The organism is Acinetobacter rudis (assembly GCF_031157835.1).
In the GTDB taxonomy this organism is placed as follows: Bacteria; Pseudomonadota; Gammaproteobacteria; order Pseudomonadales; family Moraxellaceae; genus Acinetobacter; species Acinetobacter rudis_A.
Genome location: NZ_JAVIDR010000003.1, coordinates 215,025 through 239,195, shown reverse-complemented (window position 1 = coordinate 239,195; position 24,171 = coordinate 215,025). Strand labels below are relative to the sequence as shown.

The window sequence follows — 24,171 nt, the reverse complement described above, 5'->3', positions numbered from 1 at the left end:
TATCATTCTACAAATGGGGAAAAATCCGACCAATATAATGAATATTGTCACAATAATAAAATGTTATTTTTGCATTAATACTGAAACATAAATTTTTTAGGGTGTTTTCTTGATTTTTGATGGAAAAACTAGGCAAATATACTTTGTAGTTTGTCAAAAATTTATGAATTATTTACCATAAAGCATATTTTAGATTTTAGCCCACACTATGATTACAAAGAGCTGGATGTCATTACGAAAGTTTGTTTATGATTATTTACATGACGAGGATAACCATTCTCGCTTAAGTGTCGCCATAAATATTGCGTTAATTGTTTTAATTCTTGCTAACGTATTTGCCGTAATTCTTGAAACAGTAAATAGTATATATTTTGAGCATAGGCGCCTTTTTGATTGGTTTGAAAATATTTCAATTACAATTTTTACAGCAGAATACTTGTTACGCTTTTGGAGCGTAGCTGAAGAAAACCCTGAACAAAATGCGTGGAAGATGCGTTGGAAATGGGTCACCAGTGGCGGTGCGATTATTGATTTACTTGCAATTCTACCAGCTTATCTTAACTTCTTTGTTCATCTTGATTTACGTATTTTAAGAACTTTACGATTATTGCGTTTATTGAAACTTACCCGCTATTTCACATCATTGCAGATTTTATTGCGCGTGTTGGAACGTGAGAAGGGCTCATTCCAAGCGGTATTGTTTATTTTATCTATTTTAATTGTTATGGCCGCAGCAGGTGTCTATATTGTTGAGAATCAGGCACAACCGCAGGTATATAGTTCTATTCCTGCATCAATGTGGTGGGCAGTCGTGACTTTAACGACAGTCGGTTATGGTGATGTGACCCCGATTACACCACTGGGTAAATTTTTGGGTGCCTTGATTACTATTTTGGGCTTAGGTCTTGCAGCTTTGCCAGCAGGTATTTTAGCAACAGGTATAGCCAATGAGTTGGAAATGCGTAAACATGAGTTGGAGCTTAAATTTCAAACAGTATTGCATCATCAGGATCTAGATTTAGTTAAGGATCATCAACAAATAGAAGAGATTCGCAAACAAGTTGGGCTTACGGTGGAACAGACAGAAGATATCATCCGTAAACTGGTTAGAGAGCAAAGAGAGCAAGCCTTACAAGCACAACGTCACCATTATTGCTATTGTCCAAATTGTGGTCACAAACTTCCTAAAGACAGTACACATGAAGGTGATTACTAAATAAGTAAAATAAGCTTTAGAGTTAAATGTTCTATTTTTAGTTCTATTCATCTATTTAAAATAGAACCAAAAGGTCTTTAACATGAAGCAAACTAATGAATTTCACTGTATACTGAGTGAAATTCACATGGTTTGTATTATGTTAGAAATTCGTCATTTAAAAACTTTATCTGCATTACGTGAACATGGTTCATTGGTTGCGGCGGCTAATGACCTATGTTTAACGCCTTCAGCTATTTCTCACCAATTGAAAGAATTAGATCATTGGTATGGTGTTGAAGTGGTTAATCGCCGAAGTCGTCCGGTGACTTTTTCTAATGTAGGTTTGCGTTTATTACAACTAGCAGACGAGGTTTTACCTCAGTTTCAGGTCACTCAATCTGATATTACGCGCATTGTTCATGGCCAGACTGGACGTATTATTTTCTCATCAGAATGTCATAGCTGTTTTGATTGGTTAATGCCTTTATTGAATCAATATCGTCAACAATACCCTGATGTAGATTTAGATTTTACCTCTGGCTTTCAAGCAAACCCACATGACTTATTGCAAAATGCAGAATTTGATTTGTTGATTACCGCAGATCCAATTGCAATGAAAGGGGTGGACTATTTCCCTATCTTTGAATATGAATCACGATTGGTCCTTTCAAATACGCATGCTTTGGTACGTCAAGAGCGAGTAGAACTTGCTGATTTAGCCGAGGAAACCTTAATTACGTATCCTGTCGATAAGCATCGCTTGGATATTATGGCGCATTTGTTTATACCAGCGAATATACAGCCTAAAAACATTCGGACGACTGATTTAACTCAAATGCTCATTCAGTTGGTTGCTAGTGGACGTGGTATCGCAGCACTACCAGATTGGGTTGTTAATGAATATGAGCAAAAAGGCTGGGTAACCTCACGTCGTTTTGATTGTGTTGCACCAGAGGGACTGCGTCGTACTTTATATGCAGGTTACCGAGTAGAAGATACACAGAAAAGTTATTTTGAGGGCTTCTTAAAGCAATTGGAAAAATTTTCTCAAAAACGCCCTGTGTATTACCAAAATTAATTGTACCCAATCAACAGTGACAATATGCCCGCTGCAATCAGTGGGCCTACAGGTACACCACGTAATAATGCAACTCCTGCGACTGTGCCAATTAATAACCCAGCAACAATATTAGGCTGATTGGACATGAGTTTTACCCCTCGGCCACCTAACCAAGCTACAGTAATACCGACAAGAATAGCCAAAACAGATTTCCAATTAAAAAATGATTTTAAAATATCATCTCCTGGAATTTTCCCACTGGCGATGGGAGTGAGTACACCAATCGTGAGTACCACAATACCAATATGTAAGGCATAGTTTTGCAAGAAGGGGAAATAAACTTGCAATGGGGTTAAACGAAAGATAATCAGTACAGCTGCGGCAATGGTAATTGCACTGTTATGGCTTAATACTCCACATGCTAACAAGACAATAAGCACCATTAGATTAAGATCTAAAGCGGAAATACTCATAACAAACTCATTTTTAAAAGGCAAAGCTATTATACGAGATCAAGTTTAATAAAAGCAGCTAAGCATATAGGAGTGTATATAAAACAACCAAGACTCAAGCTAATAAATGATTCTTAAATAATATTTAAGGCTGTGCCCATCATGATGCTTCAGTTAAACTACCTGTAGTATTTAGTGTGGTTAGAATATGTATTTAGAAAAAATTTTACAGTCTCAAGGATTTGGTTCGAGAAAACATTGTCAACAATTGATTAAGCAGGGCGCTGTAAGCATAGATGGTATTGTTTTAAATGATGCCAAACAGCGTTTCAACGTATCTGATCTTAATTTTTCTGTGTTTGGTCAGGATTATCAGTATCGCGAGAAAGTGTATATAGCCTTACATAAACCACAAGGATATGAGTGCTCTCACCAAGCAACGCATCATTTAAGTGTGTTTGACTTGTTTGATCCAATTTTATTACAGCGTGGTTTACAGTGTGTTGGACGTTTAGATCAGGATACTACGGGCTTATTGTTATTTACCGATGATGGGCAGTTATTACAAGCACTGACACATCCTAAGAAGCATGTCCCTAAGGTCTATCAAGTTTATTGTACTGATCCAATCACCGATCAACAAATACAAGCATTAGAGCAGGGTGTTGAACTGCATAATGAGAAAGGTATTTTTGCGGCCAGCCATGTATTTCGCTTATCCGAATTTCAGTTGCAGCTGACTATTCACCAAGGGGTGTATCATCAAGTCAAACGGATGTTAGCCGCGGTTGGAAATAAAGTTGAAGCTTTACATCGTGCGCAAATGGGTGCTTTACAATTACAGGAGTTAGCTGAAGGGCAATGGCAATACCTGAGCCATGAGCAAGTTGCTTTAATCAAAGACCCAGAAGCAATATTAACGATATGAATATTTAAAGACCATTGGGTGTAATTTGGTTGAGTGGCCGTGGATTTAAATAGTAATGGTATTCTTGGTATTCATTGTCGCGTATAAACCCCATACTTTCATAAAGACGATGTGAGTGAACATTGTTGAGTTCTGTACGTAAGCTAATTTTAAAAGCGGCATTATGTCGCGCAAACAATATGGCAGTATCTATAAGCTGGCGTGCAGAACCTTGGCGTCTAAATTGTGGTCTTACATAGACATCATCTAAAATATAGAAGTGTTTACAGGCTATAGAGGAAAAACCCAAATACAGTACTACAAAGCCAGTGAGTTGTTCATCTTTGATATGAATAAAGATTACACTTTGTTGGTTTTCTAAGCGCTGTTTTAAATATTGATATGCGATCTGAGGTTCAGATTGAATTTGATAAAACTGACGATATTCATTGAAGAGTACTGTTAAAGCACTTAAATCATCATTACAGGCACGTCTTACTATCATACAATGCTCCATTTTATCTACGCTTTTAGATGATTGAACCGATACCAGATGCAGCATTCGTACGGTCAATATTTAGCAGAGTTAAAATGGAATATAGCGAAAAAAAATCAGTAAAAATAATGAGTTTATGTAAACTAAAAAATATCAAAGCGGTTCTTGTGGGGAGTCATTTTCACCGAGTAATGCATTAAGTTCGGCGAATAAATCATCATCATTTTCAAGATCCATGTTTTTATCTTGTAATTCCGAATCTTGCTTACTTTTTTTAAGTCGAACCAGTTGCTCCATATTAATACTTTGGTTTTCAATCGCAAATGGAATAGATTTGGTTAATACAACTTGTTTGAAGAACAAGCGTACTGCTTGGGCTGGGGTAATTCCAAGTTGCTTAAACACAGCAAAGGCCTGCTTTTTTTCTTGTGAATCTAGGCGTACTTGGTAAACTTCAGTTTTTCTCATTTTAATCAGATAGCACTTCGTTGGATAACATATTTTAAACAAACAACATGTAATTTCAATGTCAAAAATACTCAAAGTGTATTTTTTGTCATTACGTTGAAATTATTTTCCTATATTTCGAGCAGTTGTCGACTGGTAAAACATTGCTTTTGTTTGGTGAGTGGGTCTGTAAATTGAATTTGATGAGCAAGCAGTTGTAACGGATGTGAAAAATCATCAGCGCTTTGGTGTTGCACTATTGGATAAAAATGGTCATTACGAATAGGTATACCTAAGTGATTAAGATGTACTCGTAATTGATGTTGTTTACCTGTTTTGGGCTTGAGTAAGTACTTTGCCCAAATATTATTATGATCAATTAACTCGATTTCAGTTTCGGTATTCGCCTGACCTTCAGCGACTCGCATGGTATAGAAAGGCTCGGATTTTTCCATACGTAACGCTAATTGCATTGGAAAATTAAGGTGGGCTTGATAAGGCGCAATGGCATGGTAGCTTTTTTCCACCAAACGTTCTGCAAATAATTGTTGATAGCAGCTGCGAGTTGCTGCACGTTTAGCAAATAAAACGACGCCAGCTGTCTCACGATCTAATCGGTGAATTGGGCTGAGCTCAGCATTGTTGCTTTGCCGCTTCAGGCGAACCAATAGTGTTTCTTGTAGGTACTGTCCAGTTGGGCTGATAGTTAAAAAATGTGGTTTATCGACAACAAGCAAGTCATCATTTTCAAATAATATTGTTTCATAAAATGGAATATGAATTTCATTGTTTAAGTAACGATAATAATAAATGTGTTGTTCTGCCAAATATGGGCTATCTAGTTTTAATATTTGACCTTGTTTGTCAATAATAAGCCCATCAGTAAAACGTTGTTGCCATTCTGCCACTGTTATATGTGAGAAAGTATCACAGAGATAACTAAATAGATTTGTTGGTAAAGAAGATAGTTGGGGTAAGAATACTTGACTGGCACTAACCCCTTCACGCATAGGAGGGATAAAACGTTGAGATTGGGATTGAGGCATAGTTTAAATTCGTCTTGTCTGTTCAGGGTTTCAATCAATTGAATAATAGTGCGGCAGCAGACTACTGTAGCGTAGGTTTTGAAAGTTGCTGGTGCTATTATAGCGATAGTTTAGTTTGATATAGTGAATCCAATGCAATACTCCTTTCAATATTCTTTGTTAAATGAACAAAGTACTCAGCAGCTTGCACAAATTTTGGCTCAGTATATGAAACAAGGAGTGGTATATTTAATTGGCGATTTGGGTGCAGGGAAAACAACTTTAACTCGCTACTGGTTGCAGAGCATGGGACACAAAGGTGCAGTAAAAAGTCCTACTTACACATTAGTTGAACCTTATACTGTTGCTGAACAATCTATCTTCCATTTCGATTTATATCGTCTTAATGATCCTTATGAATTGGAGTTAATGGGGATTCGAGATTATTTAGATGTGGCTGGAGCTTTATTCATATTTGAATGGCCTTCTAAAGGTGAAGATGAAATTCCAGCAGCGGATATGATTATTGAAATAAATAAATCTGAACATGAGCAACAACGCGTAGTTAATTTACACTTTAACTCTCAGGAATTATTAACTGCATTGCAGTCTACGTTATAAAAAGATTGATACGAAACTTGATGATAAAAAGACATGAATAGCTTATTAAAAGGTTTGTGTAATGAATGAACAGGCATTGAGCCAAAGACGTATTCGTAGTCTAGATCCAGCGTTAGCAAACCAAATTGCAGCTGGTGAGGTGATTGAACGCCCAGCTTCTGTAGTGAAGGAGTTGGTTGAAAATGCAATTGATGCAGGAGCAACTGAACTAACGATTCGTGTTGCACAAGGTGGCAGTACCCTCATTGAGATTATGGATAATGGTCGTGGGATACATGTTGATGACCTTGCCTTAGCTGTAACAAGACATGCAACCAGTAAAATTCAAAGTGCAGAGGATTTACATGCAATCGTAAGTTTAGGATTTCGTGGAGAGGCTCTAGCTTCAATTGCAGCAGTTTCTCGGCTTAGTTTAAGTAGTAGCCAAGATGAAACGGGTGTGGGTTATCAAGTTGAGGTAAATGGTACAGCAATTGATCATCAACAAGTACAAGCGATGGCCATGCAACGTGGTACACACGTTCGAGTGCAAGATTTATTTTTTAATGTTCCAGCGCGGCGTAAGTTTTTAAAAAAGCCTGCAACTGAATTTGGACATATTGAAGAAATTATTCGACGTATGGCTTTGACTCATTTCGATATTCGATTTGTACTTGAGCATAACGATCAAATTCGTCTAAATTTACCCATTGCAGATAGCGGTGAGTTGCGATTCCAGCGTGTTCAACAGTTAATTGGTCGACAGTTTACTGAAAATGCTTATTGGTTAGATGCTGAGAGCATTAATATGCGCTTGAGTGGTTGGTTGGGGCATCCATCCGATGCAAGGGCGCAAGCAGATTTGCAATTTGTGTATGTGAATGGTCGAATCGTCAAAGATAAAACGATTTCTCATGCTTTGCGTATGGCTTATGACGGAATTTTACATGGTCATCAGCATGCTGGTTATTTATTGTTTCTTGAGGTTGACCCTGAACAAATTGATGTTAACGTTCATCCGACTAAACATGAAATTCGTTTTTTAAATCAACGAGAAGTTCATGAGTTTGTTCGCCATTATGCCAAAACAACGCTAGCTCAGTTTCAAACAGCAAGTACTGATCTTGCTCAAGCAATGAAACCGTCAGAACAAAATCTTGAACCAACTCCACAACCAAGATATCAAAATCAGTTTAATTTGCATGGCAATGAAACAAATACTCGAACTGATCAATTTGCTGATTCATCAACAAGTCAACAAGATGATGCAAGTTTAAATGATTTTAGTAGCGCAACAGCACAAAGTGCATATCATCAAACTAAGCCATACACGCAAACAGAGCGTTCAGCTCAAGCTTTAGAACATTATTTAACATCAAGCAGAGAAGACCCTGTGATTGCGGGCGTAATGAAGGCAATTGATCAAGGTGTGCTCAATCAAACTACAGTTGAAAAAGTAGATGAATTTCCTTTGGGGATTGCTATTGCGCAACTACATGGCATCTATATACTGGCGCAAAACAATGAGGGGCTAATCATTGTAGATATGCATGCAGCTCATGAACGGATTTTATTACAGCAGATGAAGTCAGCTTGGGATAAACCTGAGTTTTGGACTTCACAGCAATTATTAATTCCTAAAGTGATCAGTATTAGTCGAATGCAAGCTGCACGAGTTGAAGATTTAAAAGCTCAATTGCTGCGATTCGGTTTGGATATTGATGCATATGGCGAGGAACAGGTGATTGTTCGAGGTGTTCCAGCTATTTTGCAAAAAGCAGACTTTAACGTACTTATTGCACAGTTATTAGGAGATTTAGATCCTAATGATGAGGTTCTTGCTTTACAGCAGAAGCGCGATCAAATTTTAGCAGGAATGGCATGTCATGGTGCGGTACGAGCACATCGGATGTTGAGTTTGTCAGAAATGAATGCGCTTTTGCGTCAGATGGAACAGACTGAATTTGCAAGTCAGTGCAATCACGGTCGTCCAACTTGGCGTGCCTTCCCACTTAGCCAATTAGATAAATTATTTGCACGAGGAGAGTAGCGGCGCATGGCGACACAATTGCCCGTAATTAATTTGATGGGGCCAACGGCCAGTGGTAAAACAGCTTTGGCGTGTGAGCTTTATGCACGTGGAAATTTTGAATTGATTTCCGTGGACTCTGCATTGGTTTATCAGGATATGGACATTGGTACTGCCAAACCGACCAAGCAAGAGCAAGAGCTTTATCCTCATCATTTAATAGATATTATTACTCCCCTTGAAGTTTATTCAGCTGCTGAATTTGTGACAGATGCAACAGTGCTAATCGACCAAATACATGCTAAAGGGAAGATACCTATTTTGGTTGGTGGCACAATGCTTTATTTTAAGGCATTATTGGAAGGGCTTTCTGATCATTTGCCAAGCGCCGACTATCAAGTGCGTGCTGAGATTGAGCAGCAAGCATTAGTTGATGGGTGGGAAAATGTATATGCTGAGCTTGAGCGTGTAGATCCGCAAGCTGCGATTAAATTTAAACCAAGTGACAAGCAGCGTATTATTCGAGCATTGGAAGTTTATCGTTTAACAGGTGAGCCAATAACACAGCTACAGGCGAAACAAGTAAAAAATAAATCCTATGCTTATGCTTTTCATAACTACGCGTTATTGCCAGATAGAGCTGAGCTACATGCAAGAATTGAACTTCGCTTGCAAAAAATGTGGAAGATTGGATTTTTGAATGAAGTTGAGTATCTTATGGAAAAATACGATCTCAATGATAATCTACCTTCAGCCCGCTCAGTAGGATATCGACAAGCGCTGGATTTTTTACAAAAAAGTGATAGAAGCCTAAAAAATAAAGCTGTAATGGAAGAAAAGTCTTTGTTTGCAACACGACAATTAGCAAAACGTCAATACACTTGGCTTCGATCTTTGCAACAAACACATCAATTTAACGTATATTTGTCGATTAAGCAGGCTCAAGAAGACTTGCGAAACTCATACGGATAAAGCAAAATTTACCTACTATCTTATTTATAATTTTTTATAAATTTTTAATTGAAAAATAAAGATAGTTTTTGCGCTGATTTTTTTTAATTTTTTGGAGTATAAAATGTCTAAAGGTCAAACTTTACAAGATCCGTTCTTGAATTCTCTCCGTAAAGAACGTATTCCAGTATCAATCTTCCTTGTAAATGGTATTAAATTGCAAGGTCATATTGAGTCATTTGACCAATATGTTGTGTTACTTAAAAACACTGTAAGCCAAATGGTTTACAAACACGCGATCTCTACTGTTGTACCTGCGCGTAATCCACGTCCAGTTGGTGCTGCTGGTGGTTCACAAGCAGCTGGTGGTCAAGGTGGCTTCGGTGGTCAAGGTGGCTTCGGTGGTCAAGGTGGCTTCGGCGGTCAAGGTGGCTTCGGTGGTCAAGGTGGCTTCGGTGGTCAAGGCTTCGGTGGTCAAGGTGGCTTCGGTGGTCAAGGTGGCTTCGGTGGTCAAGGCTTCGGCGGTCAAGGTGGCTTCGGTGGTCAAGGTGGCTTCGGTGCACAACCTTCAAATGGTTTTGAAAATGAAACTAAATTTGAAGATACACAAGATGACGAAAACAATCGTTAATTGATTGTTTGTACTAGATAGAATAATAAAAAGGCGCTTTAAGCGCCTTTTTATTTGAATCGAAATAGAGTGACTAATTGAATAATTGTGAAATCGATCTATGATTTATTAGCTTTACGTGGATCTAGACTTGGATCTTTGATTTCTACATAGGTATTGCTACGTAATTCTCTCAACCAAGCATCAATTTCAGTGTCAAATTGGCGTTCACCCAAAATTTGTCTAGCCATACGTTGTTGGTATTCGTGGGTCATATCTTGCTGACGACTATCTGTAACTTGGAGAACATGCCAACCAAATTGAGTTTGGAAGGGTTCAGAAATTTGATTTACAGTCGTATTTTGCATTCTTTGATCAAATTCCGGCACCATCATGCCTGGGCTTACCCAACCAAGGTTGCCACCATCTTGAGCAGAACCTGGGTCGTTAGAATAAGTTGCTGCAAGAGTTGAGAAGTCTTCGCCTGCTTGTAAGCGTTTATAGATACTATCAATCATTTGTTTGGCATTTTCAGCGCTAACAATCTCTGATGTTTTAATCAGGATATGACGGGTTTTATATTGTGGGATGAGCGCTTTTTGTTCATTACTTTTGCGATCAAGTAATTTAAGTACGTGTACACCATCTTGTACAGTGATTAACTCACTGGTTTGGCCTGGTTTAAGTACGCTTACACGTGCAGCAAGCTCTGCTGGTATGCCAGAAAGTGCACGAAAGCCCATATCGGCACCTTCGACTTTAATTGAAGCATTTGAGTATTTTTTCTCAATTTGTTTCAAATCGCTGCTGCCGTTAAGCTCATTTTTAACTTGTTGCGCTACTTTTTGTAGCTCTGCAGGGTTTTGGCTGCCTGAAACTCGAACATGAAGTACATGTGCTTGACTGCCTACAGCAGCTTGACCTTCTGGTGATTTTAAGAAGTTTTCAACATCTTGATCACTAATCTTAATGCGTGACATGACTTGTTGTTGGCGTAGACGTTGAATTAACAAATCATTAGCAATCCGGCTACGAAGTAATTCATAAGTACCAGGGGCAATGTTATCTAATTTTTGCTGAAAAGCCTCTAGACTATTGGCACCTGATTGTTGAGCAACCGACATTACTGCTTCGTTTAATGACTTTTCATCAAGTTTTAGGCCGTAGCGTTTTACTTGTTCAAGTTGCGCATTTTGCAAAATTAATTGATTGAGTAATTGCGCACGCAAAACATTTTCTGGTGGTATGGTTTTTTTCTGTGCATTTAATTGATGTACTGCTTCAGCAACACTTTGATCTAAATCACTTTGTAAGATTGCACTATTACCAACTATTGCAACAACTTTATCACTATATTCTGCAAATACAGATGCAGAGGTGGTCACGGCGAGGCTAAGAACTGTGGCTTGAAAAAGCTTTTTTAAATTGTTTGTCTTCATTAATGTGTCCAAGATTGATTAACTTTGTCATAGCCGAGTACACGACTGTTTAGCAATGAACTCAATTTGTTATTAAAACCGCCTAAACCCTTAAACGTAAGTTCTGCCATGATCGCACGTTTAGGTTTTGCATCAGGCAAGGTAACATCATCTAGGTCGTTGAAATATGAGCGACCATAGACTGAAATTCCCCAACAACAAGACTCGTAATTTACACCGAGTAGATATTCACGTGCAACGTGATTGTCGATGTCATACTGGGCGTGCCCCATAATACGCCAGTTGCCTTTAACTGGTTGTACAAATGATGCAACCACTTGATGATATGCAGCTTGACGATCAGGTAAATAATCACGATAAAAATAACCAAAGTTATAGAGATTACCCTGATTGCCTGTGAAGTAGAATTGCAAATCATGTTGTGCGTTATTGCCGTTTGACATCCATGCTGAGTTGGCCGCTACACTTATATTAGGTGAGAGCTGACTTGATAAACTCACAATCGGCCCAGTACGTTTTGCAGTGTTAAGCTCGGTATTGTCTTTTTCTTTGCTTAAAAGTACACGGCGGTCGTCAAAGAAGAAACTTTGGCCAATACCAGCACGTAAACGTTCTAGACCAGCAGGATCAACTAGACTATAGCTGATCCCAACAGAAGCAAAATTATTGTCATCTAAACGGTCATGACCATAAAAACGCGTTGGGTTAAATAGCTGATCGTAGTTAATAGATGCAGTTGTTGAGTCAAAGTTTGGATTGTTGTCTTGGTTTCTATAGGGTGAGTAAGCATAAAATACGCGTGGGCTTACTGTTTGTAGGAACTTACCTTCACGCTCGAAACTTAAACCTGTATCCAAGGTAAATTGTGGTACAACCACTGAATTATTCTTGGTGTTTGAATAAAACTCATTGGCTTGAGTGGTATCCTGGTCATATGAGGTGTGAATAGAGCGTACAGAGAGCTCAGGAACAATAAAGCCCCATGGATTTCTAAAGTTGTAGCGTGTTGCAAACTGATTATAGAAACGCATACCACTCGGTTGAGTGAGGGTGTTTTCAGAGGTGTCTATATTTTTCTTAAAGTAGGCTGTATCGTTGTTGTACTCATATTCAAAACCAACTGGGCTTCCACCAATATAGTTAACAAATAACTGAGGTAGACGAGAATATGGTCGGTCAACCATAGCGATATTTTTGTCTAAGGTTTGGAAGCTTTCGACACGAAGTTTTGCGCTTAAACCAGGTATACCATTAGCATAATTGAGTTCCCAAGCTCGGCGCTGGTTTAAATCAGTTTTAGAGTTAGGGTTGTCATTAAGGTCGGTAAAGAAATCTTTGTCAGAGACATAGTTGTAGTCAATAGTACTTGACCACTGTTTGTTAATGCTCCAAAAGTGATTAATGTGTAAATCTTTACGATCTTCTTTAGCGTAATCACGGTCAGAGGGTAAGTATCCGCCCCAAATCTTACCGGCACCAAAATCTTCCGTCATATAACGGAATTCACCATTTAACATCAGGCCACGGTTACTATAAATCTCAGGTCTAAATGTAAGATCATAGTTTGGAGCGAGGTTAAGATAGATCGGTGTACTGATCTGGAAACCACCATGGTTGGTAAAACCAAAAGTTGGTGTAAGTAATCCAGTGGTGCGTCGATCATCAATTGGGAAGTTGAAATATGGAACAGCTAAAACAGGAGTATCTTTAACATAGAACTTGGTATTACGAGTCACACCTCGACCAGTTTCTTGATTCAACTCAATACGTTTTGCTTGGATTTTCCAAGTTGGTTTTTGCTCAGGTGGGCAAGTGGAATAGCTTGCGTCTTGCAGAACAACAGTTGTTGCAGAGGTGCGTTGAATTTTGTCTGCATGACCATGTGCATGTGTTGCTTCAGAAATATAGAAGCTATTGTCTAACTCACCAGTTTGTTGTTTTAGGTTGTAGTCAATTTGATTACTTTGAGTGATTAAGCCACCTTGCGCAATTTGCACATTTCCTTTGGCTTTAGCAAAGGTTTGTGTTTGATCAATGATCATTTCATTGGCTCGGATTAAACGGCCTTCTTGATCAATTTCAACATTGCCACTCAGAACTGAGTCACCTTTAGGGTTGTAATAGGCTTGATCTGCAGTAATAACTGAGGTCGAATTCTTTGCATCAGCGGCTTTGGTGGTGGTAGCAAAAGGGGTTGCCCAAACACCTTCACACCAGCGATTCGCAATGGTTTCTTGCCCTTCTTGAGGGGGAAGAGTTTTTTTATCAACATAATATTGTTGATAAAACTGCTGCCCTGGATATTGTTCTTGTAATGCGGCATTCAATTGATCATTACTGGTCTGTGAGCCAGATGAAGAAGAATCAGCAAAACTGGAAACTGAATGGCCACAGAGTAGGGTCAAAATAGCAGTTGCTAAAGGGTTAAATTTAAACTGTCGCTTCATTTGCTTCCTTAATTAAGTGTGCAATTCGCAATTAATTATTGTGGCATCATAGAGAAAAACTTGATAACTAGCTACACTTAGTGCTTTAAAAATTTAGTCAAATCAGATTTTGCCGCAAATGAATACACAACGTGAACAATTAATCCAACAATGGGTCTCTACTGTACTGAAAACAGAACAGTTTGACATACAATTTTTAGCTGGTGATGCGAGCTTTCGTCGCTATGCACGTATAAAGAGCAATGATAAGGCATTTATGCTAATGGATGCACCTCCTGAGAAAGAGGATTGTCTTCCTTTTGTGAATATAGATGAATTTTTCGATAAAAATGGGGTAAGAGTTCCACATATTTATGCCAAAGATCTACAACAAGGCTTTTTATTACTTGAAGATTTTGGCGATGTCTTATTGTCTACACTAATCAATCACAATACAGTTGATGCTTATTATCATCAATGTTTTAAACAATTGGTGCAATTACAATCAATTGCTGCACAAGAAATATTACCTGCTTATTCTTATGAAAAATTAATCAGTGAAATGCAATTGCTGGTTGATTGGATGCTACCTGCATTGGCTGTCGAGCCAAGTGTAGCTGAAATGGAAATGATTGAAAAAAGTTTTGATTTCTTGGCTAAAGCAGCATTGGCTCAGCCACAAGTGATTGTACACCGTGATTTTCATAGTCGAAATTTAATGAAAGTAGCGGATGATGTTGAATTGGGCGTAATTGATTTTCAAGATGCAGTCATCGGTGCTGATACATATGATTTGATTTCACTCACACGTGATGCCTATGTGCAATGGCCTGTTCAACGAGTGCATGTATGGTTCCAAGCATTTTATGATCTTTTGCCAGAGATTTCGAAACAACAGCGTAGTTTTGCACAATTCAAACGTGATGCAGATTTAATGGCAATTCAACGTCATATTAAAATTCTCGGTATTTTTGTACGTTTATTTGAACGTGATGGCAAATCAGGGTATTTAAATGATTTACCGCGAGTGATGTGGTATCTACGTACAGAGGCACAGCCGTATGCTGAATTACAGGAATTTTTAAACTTTGTTGAGCAACGACTCATGCCGGCATTTACAGAGAAATATGGGCAATTCGAGGCAATTACCGCATGAAAGCAATGATTTTGGCGGCAGGGTTAGGCAATCGTATGCGTCCGTTGACTTTACATACGCCTAAACCCTTATTACAGGTAGGAGGGAAACCTCTTATTGTTTGGCATATTGAAAAACTTCGCGCCATAGGTATTCGTGAAATTGTCATTAATACCGCTTGGCTTGCAGATAAGTTAGTTGAAGCGTTAGGAAATGGTGAGCAATTTGGTGTAAAAATTTATTGGTCACATGAAGGTGAAGGCTTAGAAACGGCTGGTGGCATTATTAATGCTTTGCCGCTTTTAGGTGATGAGCCATTTATATTGGTCAATGGTGATGTTTGGACCACCATGGATTTTGCGCCTTTGCTTAAAGTTGATTTAGGGCCATCTTTAGCTCATTTGGTTTTGGTGACAAATCCTATTCAACATCCACAAGGTGATTTTTGTTTGTCTGAGGGTAAAAGCTATTTATTTGAGCAAAATATGCCAGGTGAGCATCTTACCTATAGCGGTGTTGCTGTTTATTCACCAAAAATGTTTGCAGGCTTGGAGGCAGGAAAGAGAGCAATGCTTCCTTTGTTTAAGCAGGCGATGCAGGCAGGTCAAGTAAGTGCAGAAAAATTACAAGGAATTTGGGTTGATGTGGGTACACCAGAGCGCTTAGCTGAACTAGATCGACAGATTTATGCAGATGAGCTGGCTTAAATGCATATTAACTCGTCGTTGCTAGGTGTTCCACGCGCTATAAATCGGTATACTCTTACCTAAATTTATAGACTTAGCTCGCTTATGCATTCTTATTTTTCAGTACTCAAGCGCGATAGCCAGCGTTTGGGGCTTACACTCAGTGATGATGCGCTGCAGGCTCTACTGCGTTATCAAGACGCTTTGTTGCTGTGGAACAAAGCGTATAACCTAACCGCCATTCGTGAACCAGAAGAAATGTTAGTTAAACATTTACTGGATAGTTTGAGTATATTAAATGATCTTCCTGGTGGTCGTTTACTCGATATTGGTACAGGAGGTGGCATGCCTGGAATGATTATTGCGTTAACTCAACCTGATCGTGAATGTGTGTTATTAGATTCAAATGGAAAAAAAATTCGGTTCTTAAAACAGTTTATTGCAGATCAAAAGCTGACAAACGTGATTGCCGTGCAAACGCGTGTAGAAGATCAGGATAGTATAAATAATTTAGGAAAATTCGATGTCATCACAAGTCGAGCTTTTGCATCACTGACGGATTTCGTTACAGCAGCCACTCCTTATATGCATGCACAAAGTAAAATTGCAGCAATGAAAGGTTTGGTCCCTACTGATGAAATTGAGCAATTGGCTTCACAGTGGCAATGTCAGACGATAGCGCTTCGTGTGCCACGCTTAGATGAACAACGACACTTACTTGTACTACAACATATTTAATATTTATTAGGATCGGGATTACCATGGCTGAAATTATTGCGATCGCCAACCAGAAAGGTGGTGTAGGTAAAACCACAACGGCTGTCAATTTGGCAGCATCTTTGGCGGTGTTGAAAAAAAGAGTATTACTGGTAGATATGGATCCGCAAGGTAATGCCACCATGGGGTCTGGTGTTCAGAAAAACGATTTACTCTATTCAATTACAGATGTCTTACTTGGTGAAGTACCTATTGCTACAGCTATATATCAATCTGAAGTTGGGTATAAAGTTTTAGGTGCAAACCGTGATTTAGCTGGCGTTGAACTGGCTATTGCCGATCAAGAAGGTCGTGAGTATATTTTACAACAAGCACTTCAAGAAATTGCAGATAACTACGACTATATCATTGTTGATTGTGCACCAAGTTTAAGCTTGATTACTGTCAATGCCTTGACTGCAGTTAAAGGTGTCATTATTCCAATGCAATGTGAATATTATGCACTGGAAGGTTTGGCTGACTTAACGCAGACCATAGATAAAATCCAACAAGCTTTAAACCCTGATTTAGAAATTGTTGGTGTGGTTCGTACAATGTATGATGCTCGTAATGCACTGACACGTGATGTTTCTGCTGAATTAGAACAGTATTTCGGTACGAAGTTATATGAAACTGTTGTACCCCGAAATGTACGTTTAGCTGAAGCACCAGCACATGGTTTACCAATTATTTATTTTGAAAAGAGTTCAAAAGGTGCAATTGCATATCTGCATTTGGCTGCTGAAATCTTAAAAAAAGCAAAAGTGAAAGCGAAAGGGAAATAACATGACCATTAAAAAACGTGGCTTAGCTAAAGGTCGTGGCTTAGATGCCTTATTAGGTTCCATTCAAAAAGAAAAGTTACAGCTCGATGTTAAGGGTTTAGACCAAGGTCAATTACAACAAATTGCCGTGGGTCAATTAAAACGGGGTACTTATCAACCACGCCGTTTTATTCATGAACAAGATTTACAAGAACTCGCAGCATCAATTAAAAAACATGGTGTAATGCAGCCTATTGTGATTCGTCCTGTTGATGATGCAGCACATCCATATGAAATCATTGCGGGTGAGCGACGTTGGAGAGCTGCACAAATTGCAGGTCTGACTGAAGTTCCTGCAATTGTACGTGATCTAACAGATCAAGTTGCAATCGCTTTGGCATTAATTGAAAACATTCAACGCCAAGATTTAAACCCAATCGATCAAGCTTTGGCCTTACAGCGTTTTCATGAAGAGTTCGGTTTAAGTCATCAAGAAATTGCCGATACCGTTGGTAAAGCTCGTACAACGATTAGTAACTTGTTGCGTTTATTAAGTTTGACAGAAGAAGTTAAAACTTTAATGCAAGAAGGTCAAATAGATATGGGGCATGCTCGAGCAATTCTCACGATCAAATCGCAGGATCAGATTAAGATTGCGCATATTGTTGTTGAGAAAGGTTTGTCTGTACGTCAAACTGAACAGTTGGTTCGTGAGTGGAATACGCCAAAAAATGATCAACAGAAAACTAAAGTTTCAGCTGATATAGAGAGCTTAACCAAGCAATTATCTGAACGCTTCAGTGCTAATGTTAAAATTGATCACAATAAACAGGGTAAAGGCAAGTTAGTTATACATTATCATTCGCTTGATGAATTAGATGGTATTTTGAATATTTGTTTAGCAGAATAAAGTGTTTGTTGTGTAATTGATCAGATTAAGGAGCTTATGAATGTTATAAATACATTTATAAGCTTTGAATCGATAACACAACAATATGTTAGCTCTAAATGAATATGATATCTTCTAGTCGCATCTGCGAAACTTGCTGCGCTCTAATTGTGCTGGCAAATGAGCAACAATTATACTTTCAGCTCTACCCAGAGGTCATTCATCTGTGAATCAAGACGTAAAAGTTTACTTTCGCCTTCTTGCCTATTTAAAACCTTATTGGGGGATAGCATTACTCGTCCTCATCGGGTTTGGTCTTAATGCTGCAACTGAAGTTTCTGTAGCAAAGTTAATTAAATATATTATTGATGCAATCCAACATGGCAGCCAAGAGAATCTAGATTGGTTTCCAATGTTGATCGTGTTACTTATGTTTTTTCGCGGTTTAGGTCTGTTTATGGGCGGCTACTTTACTGCGGTTATTTCACGGCGTTTAGTGTTTAGCATGCGTCAAGAAGTATATTCAAAGTTATTACGTATGCCATCACAATATTATTTAGAAAACTCGGCTGGGCATATTTCAGCAAAGCTGATGTATAACGTAGAGCAAGTAACGGCAGCGTCTTCAGAATCACTAAAAACAATTGTTAAAGATGGATTAATTACACTGGGTTTATTGGGCTATCTGTTTTATAGCAACTGGCGTTTAACCTTATTAATTTTTATTTTCTTACCCATTATTGGTGTTTTGGTTCGTAAAGCCTCAAAGCGTATGCGTAAACTGTCAATTCAAGTGCAGGATACCATGGGCGATGTTAACCATGTGGTACAAGAAAGTATTAATGGTCAGTCGGTTGTAAAAAGTTTTATTGGCGAAAAAAGTGAACAAAAGCGGTTTTATACTTCTTCTGAAGAGAATTTAAAACGTAGCCTGAAAATGGTGGTCGTGCAAAATCTCAATAGTCCATTAGTTCAGTTAGTGATCTCTATGGCAATGAGTTTGATTGTTTGGATTGCGCTACGTCCTCAAATTTTTGGTGATACTTCTGCTGGTGAGTTTGTTGCTTACATCACTGCTGCTGGTTTATTGGGTAAACCAATTAAGAACTTAACTGATGTAAATGAAAAATTACAACGTGGTTTAGCAGCAGCACATTCGGTCTTTGAGTTGTTGGATATGCCAGAAGAAAATAATAATGGTACACAACAACCGAAGTTAAAAGGGCAAATTTATTTTGATACAGTGGGACTAAATTATCAAAATAAGGTTCAAGCCATTACTGATTTTAACTTAAAAATTGAGGCAGGACAGACGGTTGCTTTGGTTGGACGTTCTGGTGCCGGTAAAAGCTCTTTGGTGAATATGCTGGTGCGTTTTCAAGAGCCAAGCAGTGGCCAAATCTTTCTTGATCAGATCGCCATTAATGACATTGAATTGTCTTGCTTACGCGCTCAAGTCGCTATGGTCAATCAACAAGTTGTATTGTTTGATCGCAGTGTGCGTGAAAATATTGCCTATGGTCAGCTCGAAGGCGCATCAGAAGATGCGATTATTGCAGCAGCTAAGGCAGCCTATGCACATGACTTTATTATGAGTCTTCCTGATGGTTATGATACGCAGCTGGGTACACAGGGGTTATCATTATCTGGTGGACAGCGTCAACGTATTGCGATTGCTCGGGCTATTTTGAAAAATGCTCCAATTTTGATTTTGGATGAAGCGACTAGTGCATTAGACAATGAGTCGGAACATTTCATTCAAAAAGCATTCGATGAGGCAATGTTAGACCAAAGTCGTACAACAATCGTGATTGCACATCGTTTATCAACCATCGAAAATGCAGATCTTATTGTTGTGATGGATCAAGGACAGATTTTAGAGCAGGGGACGCATCAACAACTTTTAGCGAAACATGGTGCGTACTATCAGTTGCATCAGCGAAATTTTGAGGACTAATTATGTCATTGGCGCAGCAACTACAAGATGCTTGGAATAGGCAGGCTGGATGGTTAAAGTTGTTGCGTCCACTCTCCTGTTTGTACCGAATGGGATTTCTCCTGAATAAACAATGCTATCGTTGGCGCTTAAAAACAAGCTATCGAGCACCAATTCCAGTGATGGTGATTGGGAATATTACTGTGGGTGGTAGTGGTAAAACACCTTTACTTATCCAACTGGTGAAATATCTTCAACACCATCAGGTACGAGTTGCTGTGATCAGTCGTGGTTACGGCGGTAAAGGTCCATTTCCTGCACGCGTCACTTTAGACTCAGACCCACAAGAGGTGGGTGATGAGCCTTGTCTTATTGTTCAATCGACTGATGTGGCTATGGCTGTAGGACCAAATCGGCAAGCCAGTATTGAATTATTGTTGGCTGAAGATCAGTTTGATTTGATTATCTGTGATGATGGCTTGCAGCATTGGGCATTAGAGCGAGAAGTTGAATGGATCGTTTTGGATCAACAACGTGGGTTAGGAAATGCAAAATTATTACCGGAAGGCTTTCTACGTGAACCTGCTTCACGCTTACAGGAAGGGACGGTAATAGAACATGCAATGCGCCCAAGTATTGATCTTAATATGCATTTGCAAGTAGGGCGACCCTATTTACTTAATTCTATAGATGGTCAGCAAGAAATATTTCAAGCCAATGAATATTATAATGCCGTCGTTGGGATTGGTTACCCACAACGTTTTTATAATACATTAACTTCAATTGGCGTGACTCAGTTTCATTGTTATGAGTTTAAAGATCATCACGAATACGATATTGAGGATATTTGTTTTGATGATCAAAGCCCAATTATTACCACTGAAAAAGATGCGGTGAAGTTGTTACCATTACTAAAGCAATATCCAGATTATCAACGTCAAATTTGGGTGGTCCCCGTTGATGCGGTACTTTCCGATGCATGTTATCAACAGCTAAGACAGCAACTCGCTGCACTAAATATTACTTTCATCTAAGGTTCTACTATGAAGCATATTGTTATTCCTGCTCGTTATGCGAGTTCACGGTTACCTGGAAAACCATTATTAGAAATTCATGGCCGTGCCATGATCTTGCGAGTTGTTGATCAAGCTAAAAAGGTCGCAGGTTTTGATGATTTATGTGTTGCAACAGATGATGATCGTATTGCACAGCTATGTATAGCTGAAGGTATTGATGTTGTAATGACAAGTGCAGAACACCCATCAGGCACTGATCGTTTGAGTGAAGTTGCAAAAATTAAGGGTTGGCATGCTGATGATATTATCGTAAATGTACAAGGTGATGAGCCCTTACTACCGGCTGATTTAGTTTGTCAGGTCGCTGAGCTATTGGTACGAAAATCTGATTGTAGTATGTCCACACTGTGTGAACCTATTCATACTATGGAAGAATTTTTACGTCCTAGCATCGTTAAAGTTGTTATGACTCAACACAATCAGGCACTATATTTTAGTCGTGCGAGCATTCCGCATGAGCGTGATGCTGAAGACGGTGCACTTGTGCCTAAACACGCATTTAGACATTTAGGACTCTATGCTTACCGTGTAGGATTGTTACAACAATATGTCACTTGGCAACGTGGTCAATTAGAACAGTTAGAAAACTTAGAGCAATTAAGAGTTTTAGAAAACAATCATCGAATTGCGATTGCTGTTGCTACAGCACAGCTTCCACCAGGCGTTGATACGGAAGAAGATTTACAGCGTTTGAATCAAATGCCTGTGAGTATGTTTGAATAATGCATCAGTTTAACTTGAGTCATGTGTTGCAAGCGATGGTATATCTGTGAGCACTAATTCTGTCGATTCTCCTGAAACAATCCTCTATCCATGGCAACAAGCATTATGGAAAACTTTGACGCATCGTTTTCCTAATCTTGGACACGGTTTGTTATTTTATGGCAAGTCAGGCTGTGGAAAACATACATTTGTTGAGCAATTTGTGGCATGGGTGTTGTGTTCGAACAAACAACATGATTCTGCTTGTGGTCAGTGCAGTAGCTGTGTTTGGTTGAAATCCGATACGCATCCAAATTATGTTTATGTGTCTACAGATGAAGACAATAAAAAACATAATGCAAAGATTAAAATTGAGAAAATTCGTGATTTATTGCCATTTGTACAACAAACAGTAGATGGTTGGCGAGTCATTGTGATTGATCCTGCTGAGGCATTAAATATTGCTTCATCTAATGCTTTATTAAAAACATTAGAAGAGCCAGGTGAGCGGGTCATGATTATTCTTATTGCAGAGCATTTTTTGAAATTACCTGCAACAATCCGTAGTCGGATGCAGCACTTTGCAGTTGATCGAATCGATCAGACGGTTGCTAAACATTATTTACAAACGCAAATTGCTATTGATCAACAGCAAAATATTGATTTGCTTTTGGGATTGGCAAATCAAATGCCATTAAAAGCAATCGAATTGCTTAATAGTCCATGGTTTGCGCAACGGCAAAATTTTGTAAATGATTGGCAGAAATTGGTATCGAATAAAAATATGCCAATGATGCTGGCAACAAAGTGGAATAAAGAACTGAATATAGTCGATTTTCTGCAAATGTTTGAATACCTGTTAACCGATATACTGGCGTTTAAAATGCAGCAATGGGTAAAAAATAGTGATATTGATTTGACCGTACTTGCTGAGCAATATCGGCTTGAGGATTTATTTTCCTTATATGATCAGTTGACCGAGGCTAAACAACTATTACAGCAAAATGTACAAAGTAATTTAATTCTTGATGAACTATTTGTTACTTTAATGAATGTTTCATAACGATCAAGCATGATAAGCAACATTCATTGAGTGTTGCTTTTAAATACGTCTTCAGATGAAAGTGAATAAAGGAAGTGTTGTGTTCTTTGATACCCATTGCCATTTAACTATGTTAAATCTAGAACCTTACGAAGGAAGTATTGATGCAGCTTTGGCAGCAGCAAGGGGAAATGGTGTTTCTGGTTTTATGGGAATATCGGTCAGTTTAGATGATCATATTGCTTTGGCTGAAATTGCAGCACGTCATGCTGATGTTGGCTATAGCGTTGGTGTTCATCCTTGTGAGGATGAAGCAATGATGCAAAGTGCGAGTGTTGAGCGTTTGGTCGAATTGGGCCAGTCAGATAAAGTATGGGCTATTGGTGAAACTGGTTTGGATTATTACCATAGCTGTGAATTTGTAGATGAACAAAAACGTTGTTTTGCACGGCACATTCATGCTTCCCAACAGTTGAAAAAGCCAGTCGTGGTTCATACGCGTTCTGCAAAAAAAGACACAATTGATATTATTCGTGCTGAAAAGTCCACACATGGAATTTTACATTGTTTCACTGAAGATATGGAAACGGCTAAGGCTGTACTTGATTGTGGTTATTATATTTCTTTCTCAGGTATTGTTTCTTTTAAAAATGCACAAGATTTAAGAGATGTTGCAAAACAAGTTCCATTAGATCGATTGTTGATTGAAACGGATAGTCCTTATTTAGCCCCAATGCCGTATCGTGGTAAAAATAATGAGCCTAAATATGTTCCTTATGTGGCAAAAGCATTGAGTGATGTTTATGATATGAGCCTTGAGGAAATTGGGCGAATTACTACGCAAAATTTTAACAACTTATTAGATCTTAAATAAATCGATTGTTGTTTGGTCGAAGAGGTATTTGAGCGCGTGAAGATGGATCGTCAAGCTCAGTTTAGAGCAAGAGAAACGTTGATTTTTGAAGTGGCAGAGCGTTTGCTGCTAGAAAACGGTGAGCTAGGCATGACTTTAGATGCTTTGGCGGCAGAACTAGATCTAGCAAAAGGTACTTTGTATAAACACTTTCAAAGTAAAGATGAGCTGTATCTGTTATTGATTATTCGTAATGAACGGATGTTGCTTGAGATGTTGCAAAATTCAGAGACGTTATTCGCTGAACAGCTGGCATTTTTTATGCTGCATCACTTGCATCATCCTGATCAAATCGTGATGTTCCATCAGATTGAGGAGCGTTTATCTACTACGGCGCAAGGTTTACACGATTTATTTTATCAGCTCTATCAAATTCGTAAACAACGCTTACGCTTGATCATCCGTTTGACAGAACAGTACCTTGAATCAATTCATAGTGATATGTCTGTTCGGGATTATTTAGCTGCAATTTGGGCACTTACTCATGGTGGTGCTGCGATTTTAAACTCGAGTTTTTATCAGCGATACTTAGGTGAGCGAGATAGTTTAAGGGTGGCTTTGATTGAACAAGCTTTGAATTTACCAAAACAATCTTGCCATGCTGAAGCAATGGCTTAAGATCATATAGACCT

Annotated in this window: 24 protein-coding genes; 18 read left to right on the top strand and 6 right to left on the bottom strand. The window is 38.6% G+C overall.

The window, feature by feature from the left end; genetic code table 11:
• The first annotated feature begins 208 nt into the window (after positions 1-208).
• Entirely contained in the window at positions 209-1,216 is a 1,008-nt protein-coding gene (locus RFH42_RS05060) for an ion transporter (protein ID WP_308974497.1), read from the top strand.
• Between the two features lie 139 nt (positions 1,217-1,355).
• On the top strand, positions 1,356-2,276 hold the full coding sequence (locus RFH42_RS05055; protein WP_308974629.1) for a LysR family transcriptional regulator: 921 nt from the start codon (positions 1,356-1,358) through the stop codon (positions 2,274-2,276).
• On the opposite strand, the gene RFH42_RS05050 is transcribed toward RFH42_RS05055, so the two are convergent.
• Positions 2,273-2,731, bottom strand: coding sequence for a DUF441 domain-containing protein (locus tag RFH42_RS05050; protein ID WP_308974496.1), 459 nt, complete (start codon positions 2,729-2,731; stop codon positions 2,273-2,275). The two genes, RFH42_RS05055 and RFH42_RS05050, sit on opposite strands and share 4 nt — an antisense overlap.
• Positions 2,732-2,918: 187 nt before the next feature.
• Between RFH42_RS05050 and RFH42_RS05045 the strand changes: the two genes are divergently transcribed.
• On the top strand, positions 2,919-3,638 hold the full coding sequence (locus RFH42_RS05045; RefSeq protein ID WP_308974495.1) for a pseudouridine synthase: 720 nt from the start codon (positions 2,919-2,921) through the stop codon (positions 3,636-3,638).
• Between the two features lie 4 nt (positions 3,639-3,642).
• Here RFH42_RS05045 and RFH42_RS05040 read toward each other — a convergent pair whose 3' ends face one another.
• The 3 genes from RFH42_RS05040 to RFH42_RS05030 all read right to left on the bottom strand — a co-directional run bounded on the left by RFH42_RS05040 (position 3,643) and on the right by RFH42_RS05030 (position 5,606).
• Positions 3,643-4,122, bottom strand: a complete 480-nt coding sequence (locus tag RFH42_RS05040) for a GNAT family N-acetyltransferase (RefSeq protein ID WP_308974494.1) — start codon at positions 4,120-4,122, stop codon at positions 3,643-3,645.
• Between the two features lie 144 nt (positions 4,123-4,266).
• The gene (locus RFH42_RS05035; protein WP_308974493.1) at positions 4,267-4,581 is read right to left on the bottom strand and encodes a type II toxin-antitoxin system RelB/DinJ family antitoxin; all 315 of its coding nucleotides are present in this window, start codon (positions 4,579-4,581) and stop codon (positions 4,267-4,269) included.
• 110 nt (positions 4,582-4,691) lie between these two features.
• Positions 4,692-5,606 (bottom strand): pseudouridine synthase, encoded by a 915-nt coding sequence (locus RFH42_RS05030; protein WP_308974492.1) that lies wholly within the window; start codon positions 5,604-5,606, stop codon positions 4,692-4,694.
• Between the two features lie 132 nt (positions 5,607-5,738).
• On the opposite strand from RFH42_RS05030, the gene tsaE reads away from it, so the two are divergent.
• The 4 genes from tsaE to hfq all read left to right on the top strand — a co-directional run bounded on the left by tsaE (position 5,739) and on the right by hfq (position 9,796).
• Entirely contained in the window at positions 5,739-6,206 is a 468-nt protein-coding gene (gene tsaE, locus RFH42_RS05025; protein ID WP_308974491.1) for a tRNA (adenosine(37)-N6)-threonylcarbamoyltransferase complex ATPase subunit type 1 TsaE, read from the top strand.
• A 61-nt stretch (positions 6,207-6,267) separates the two neighbouring features.
• A complete protein-coding gene (mutL, locus tag RFH42_RS05020; RefSeq protein ID WP_308974490.1) occupies positions 6,268-8,235 on the top strand; it encodes a DNA mismatch repair endonuclease MutL in 1,968 nt (655 codons plus the stop codon).
• Between the two features lie 6 nt (positions 8,236-8,241).
• Positions 8,242-9,186, top strand: a complete 945-nt coding sequence (gene miaA / locus RFH42_RS05015) for a tRNA (adenosine(37)-N6)-dimethylallyltransferase MiaA (RefSeq protein ID WP_308974489.1) — start codon at positions 8,242-8,244, stop codon at positions 9,184-9,186.
• Positions 9,187-9,289: 103 nt separating this feature from the next.
• The gene (gene hfq / locus RFH42_RS05010) at positions 9,290-9,796 is read left to right on the top strand and encodes an RNA chaperone Hfq (RefSeq protein ID WP_308974488.1); all 507 of its coding nucleotides are present in this window, start codon (positions 9,290-9,292) and stop codon (positions 9,794-9,796) included.
• 98 nt (positions 9,797-9,894) lie between these two features.
• Here hfq and RFH42_RS05005 read toward each other — a convergent pair whose 3' ends face one another.
• Both RFH42_RS05005 and RFH42_RS05000 read right to left on the bottom strand, forming a co-directional pair.
• A complete protein-coding gene (locus RFH42_RS05005) occupies positions 9,895-11,214 on the bottom strand; it encodes a peptidylprolyl isomerase (protein WP_308974487.1) in 1,320 nt (439 codons plus the stop codon).
• Entirely contained in the window at positions 11,214-13,661 is a 2,448-nt protein-coding gene (locus tag RFH42_RS05000; RefSeq protein ID WP_308974486.1) for an LPS-assembly protein LptD, read from the bottom strand. Before RFH42_RS05000 ends, RFH42_RS05005 begins: the two co-directional genes overlap by 1 nt.
• Before the next feature lie 118 nt (positions 13,662-13,779).
• Here RFH42_RS05000 and RFH42_RS04995 point away from each other — a divergent pair, with 118 nt between their 5' ends.
• From RFH42_RS04995 to RFH42_RS04945, 11 genes are all read left to right on the top strand, one after another.
• Positions 13,780-14,796: an aminoglycoside phosphotransferase family protein gene (locus RFH42_RS04995; protein WP_308974485.1), complete on the top strand. Its 1,017-nt coding sequence runs from the start codon at positions 13,780-13,782 to the stop codon at positions 14,794-14,796.
• Complete coding sequence (gene murU / locus RFH42_RS04990; RefSeq protein ID WP_308974484.1) at positions 14,793-15,482, top strand: N-acetylmuramate alpha-1-phosphate uridylyltransferase MurU; 690 nt, start codon at positions 14,793-14,795, stop codon at positions 15,480-15,482. The genes RFH42_RS04995 and murU overlap by 4 nt, the downstream gene beginning before the upstream one ends.
• A gap of 84 nt (positions 15,483-15,566) precedes the next feature.
• A complete protein-coding gene (rsmG, locus tag RFH42_RS04985) occupies positions 15,567-16,199 on the top strand; it encodes a 16S rRNA (guanine(527)-N(7))-methyltransferase RsmG (RefSeq protein WP_308974483.1) in 633 nt (210 codons plus the stop codon).
• A 23-nt stretch (positions 16,200-16,222) separates the two neighbouring features.
• Positions 16,223-17,002 (top strand): ParA family protein, encoded by a 780-nt coding sequence (locus RFH42_RS04980; protein ID WP_308974482.1) that lies wholly within the window; start codon positions 16,223-16,225, stop codon positions 17,000-17,002.
• A gap of 1 nt (position 17,003) precedes the next feature.
• On the top strand, positions 17,004-17,891 hold the full coding sequence (locus RFH42_RS04975) for a ParB/RepB/Spo0J family partition protein (RefSeq protein WP_308974481.1): 888 nt from the start codon (positions 17,004-17,006) through the stop codon (positions 17,889-17,891).
• A gap of 205 nt (positions 17,892-18,096) precedes the next feature.
• Positions 18,097-19,827 carry a lipid A export permease/ATP-binding protein MsbA gene (msbA, locus tag RFH42_RS04970; protein WP_308974480.1) on the top strand — a complete coding sequence of 577 codons (1,731 nt, stop codon included), beginning with the start codon at positions 18,097-18,099 and terminating at the stop codon, positions 19,825-19,827.
• Positions 19,828-19,829: 2 nt separating this feature from the next.
• On the top strand, positions 19,830-20,840 hold the full coding sequence (gene lpxK / locus RFH42_RS04965) for a tetraacyldisaccharide 4'-kinase (RefSeq protein ID WP_308974479.1): 1,011 nt from the start codon (positions 19,830-19,832) through the stop codon (positions 20,838-20,840).
• 9 nt (positions 20,841-20,849) lie between these two features.
• Positions 20,850-21,605, top strand: a complete 756-nt coding sequence (gene kdsB, locus RFH42_RS04960) for a 3-deoxy-manno-octulosonate cytidylyltransferase (RefSeq protein ID WP_308974478.1) — start codon at positions 20,850-20,852, stop codon at positions 21,603-21,605.
• 46 nt (positions 21,606-21,651) lie between these two features.
• Positions 21,652-22,647: an AAA family ATPase gene (locus RFH42_RS04955; RefSeq protein WP_308974477.1), complete on the top strand. Its 996-nt coding sequence runs from the start codon at positions 21,652-21,654 to the stop codon at positions 22,645-22,647.
• A 79-nt stretch (positions 22,648-22,726) separates the two neighbouring features.
• Positions 22,727-23,500, top strand: a complete 774-nt coding sequence (locus RFH42_RS04950; protein WP_308974476.1) for a TatD family hydrolase — start codon at positions 22,727-22,729, stop codon at positions 23,498-23,500.
• A 42-nt stretch (positions 23,501-23,542) separates the two neighbouring features.
• On the top strand, positions 23,543-24,157 hold the full coding sequence (locus RFH42_RS04945) for a TetR/AcrR family transcriptional regulator (protein WP_308974628.1): 615 nt from the start codon (positions 23,543-23,545) through the stop codon (positions 24,155-24,157).
• The last annotated feature ends 14 nt before the right edge of the window (positions 24,158-24,171 follow it).

Coding starts and splice junctions, on each gene's coding strand:
- RFH42_RS05055 (WP_308974629.1), top strand. CDS start 1,356: ATGTTAGAAATTCGTCATTTAAAAACTTTATCTGCATTACGTGAACAT.
- RFH42_RS05060 (WP_308974497.1), top strand. CDS start 209: ATGATTACAAAGAGCTGGATGTCATTACGAAAGTTTGTTTATGATTAT.
- rsmG (WP_308974483.1), top strand. CDS start 15,567: ATGCATTCTTATTTTTCAGTACTCAAGCGCGATAGCCAGCGTTTGGGG.
- RFH42_RS05045 (WP_308974495.1), top strand. CDS start 2,919: ATGTATTTAGAAAAAATTTTACAGTCTCAAGGATTTGGTTCGAGAAAA.
- RFH42_RS04995 (WP_308974485.1), top strand. CDS start 13,780: ATGAATACACAACGTGAACAATTAATCCAACAATGGGTCTCTACTGTA.
- RFH42_RS04980 (WP_308974482.1), top strand. CDS start 16,223: ATGGCTGAAATTATTGCGATCGCCAACCAGAAAGGTGGTGTAGGTAAA.
- RFH42_RS04945 (WP_308974628.1), top strand. CDS start 23,543: ATGGATCGTCAAGCTCAGTTTAGAGCAAGAGAAACGTTGATTTTTGAA.
- hfq (WP_308974488.1), top strand. CDS start 9,290: ATGTCTAAAGGTCAAACTTTACAAGATCCGTTCTTGAATTCTCTCCGT.
- miaA (WP_308974489.1), top strand. CDS start 8,242: ATGGCGACACAATTGCCCGTAATTAATTTGATGGGGCCAACGGCCAGT.
- RFH42_RS05040 (WP_308974494.1), bottom strand. CDS start 4,122: ATGATAGTAAGACGTGCCTGTAATGATGATTTAAGTGCTTTAACAGTA.
- lpxK (WP_308974479.1), top strand. CDS start 19,830: ATGTCATTGGCGCAGCAACTACAAGATGCTTGGAATAGGCAGGCTGGA.
- RFH42_RS05030 (WP_308974492.1), bottom strand. CDS start 5,606: ATGCCTCAATCCCAATCTCAACGTTTTATCCCTCCTATGCGTGAAGGG.
- mutL (WP_308974490.1), top strand. CDS start 6,268: ATGAATGAACAGGCATTGAGCCAAAGACGTATTCGTAGTCTAGATCCA.
- RFH42_RS05005 (WP_308974487.1), bottom strand. CDS start 11,214: ATGAAGACAAACAATTTAAAAAAGCTTTTTCAAGCCACAGTTCTTAGC.
- kdsB (WP_308974478.1), top strand. CDS start 20,850: ATGAAGCATATTGTTATTCCTGCTCGTTATGCGAGTTCACGGTTACCT.
- murU (WP_308974484.1), top strand. CDS start 14,793: ATGAAAGCAATGATTTTGGCGGCAGGGTTAGGCAATCGTATGCGTCCG.
- RFH42_RS04975 (WP_308974481.1), top strand. CDS start 17,004: ATGACCATTAAAAAACGTGGCTTAGCTAAAGGTCGTGGCTTAGATGCC.
- tsaE (WP_308974491.1), top strand. CDS start 5,739: ATGCAATACTCCTTTCAATATTCTTTGTTAAATGAACAAAGTACTCAG.
- RFH42_RS05035 (WP_308974493.1), bottom strand. CDS start 4,581: ATGAGAAAAACTGAAGTTTACCAAGTACGCCTAGATTCACAAGAAAAA.
- RFH42_RS05000 (WP_308974486.1), bottom strand. CDS start 13,661: ATGAAGCGACAGTTTAAATTTAACCCTTTAGCAACTGCTATTTTGACC.
- RFH42_RS05050 (WP_308974496.1), bottom strand. CDS start 2,731: ATGAGTATTTCCGCTTTAGATCTTAATCTAATGGTGCTTATTGTCTTG.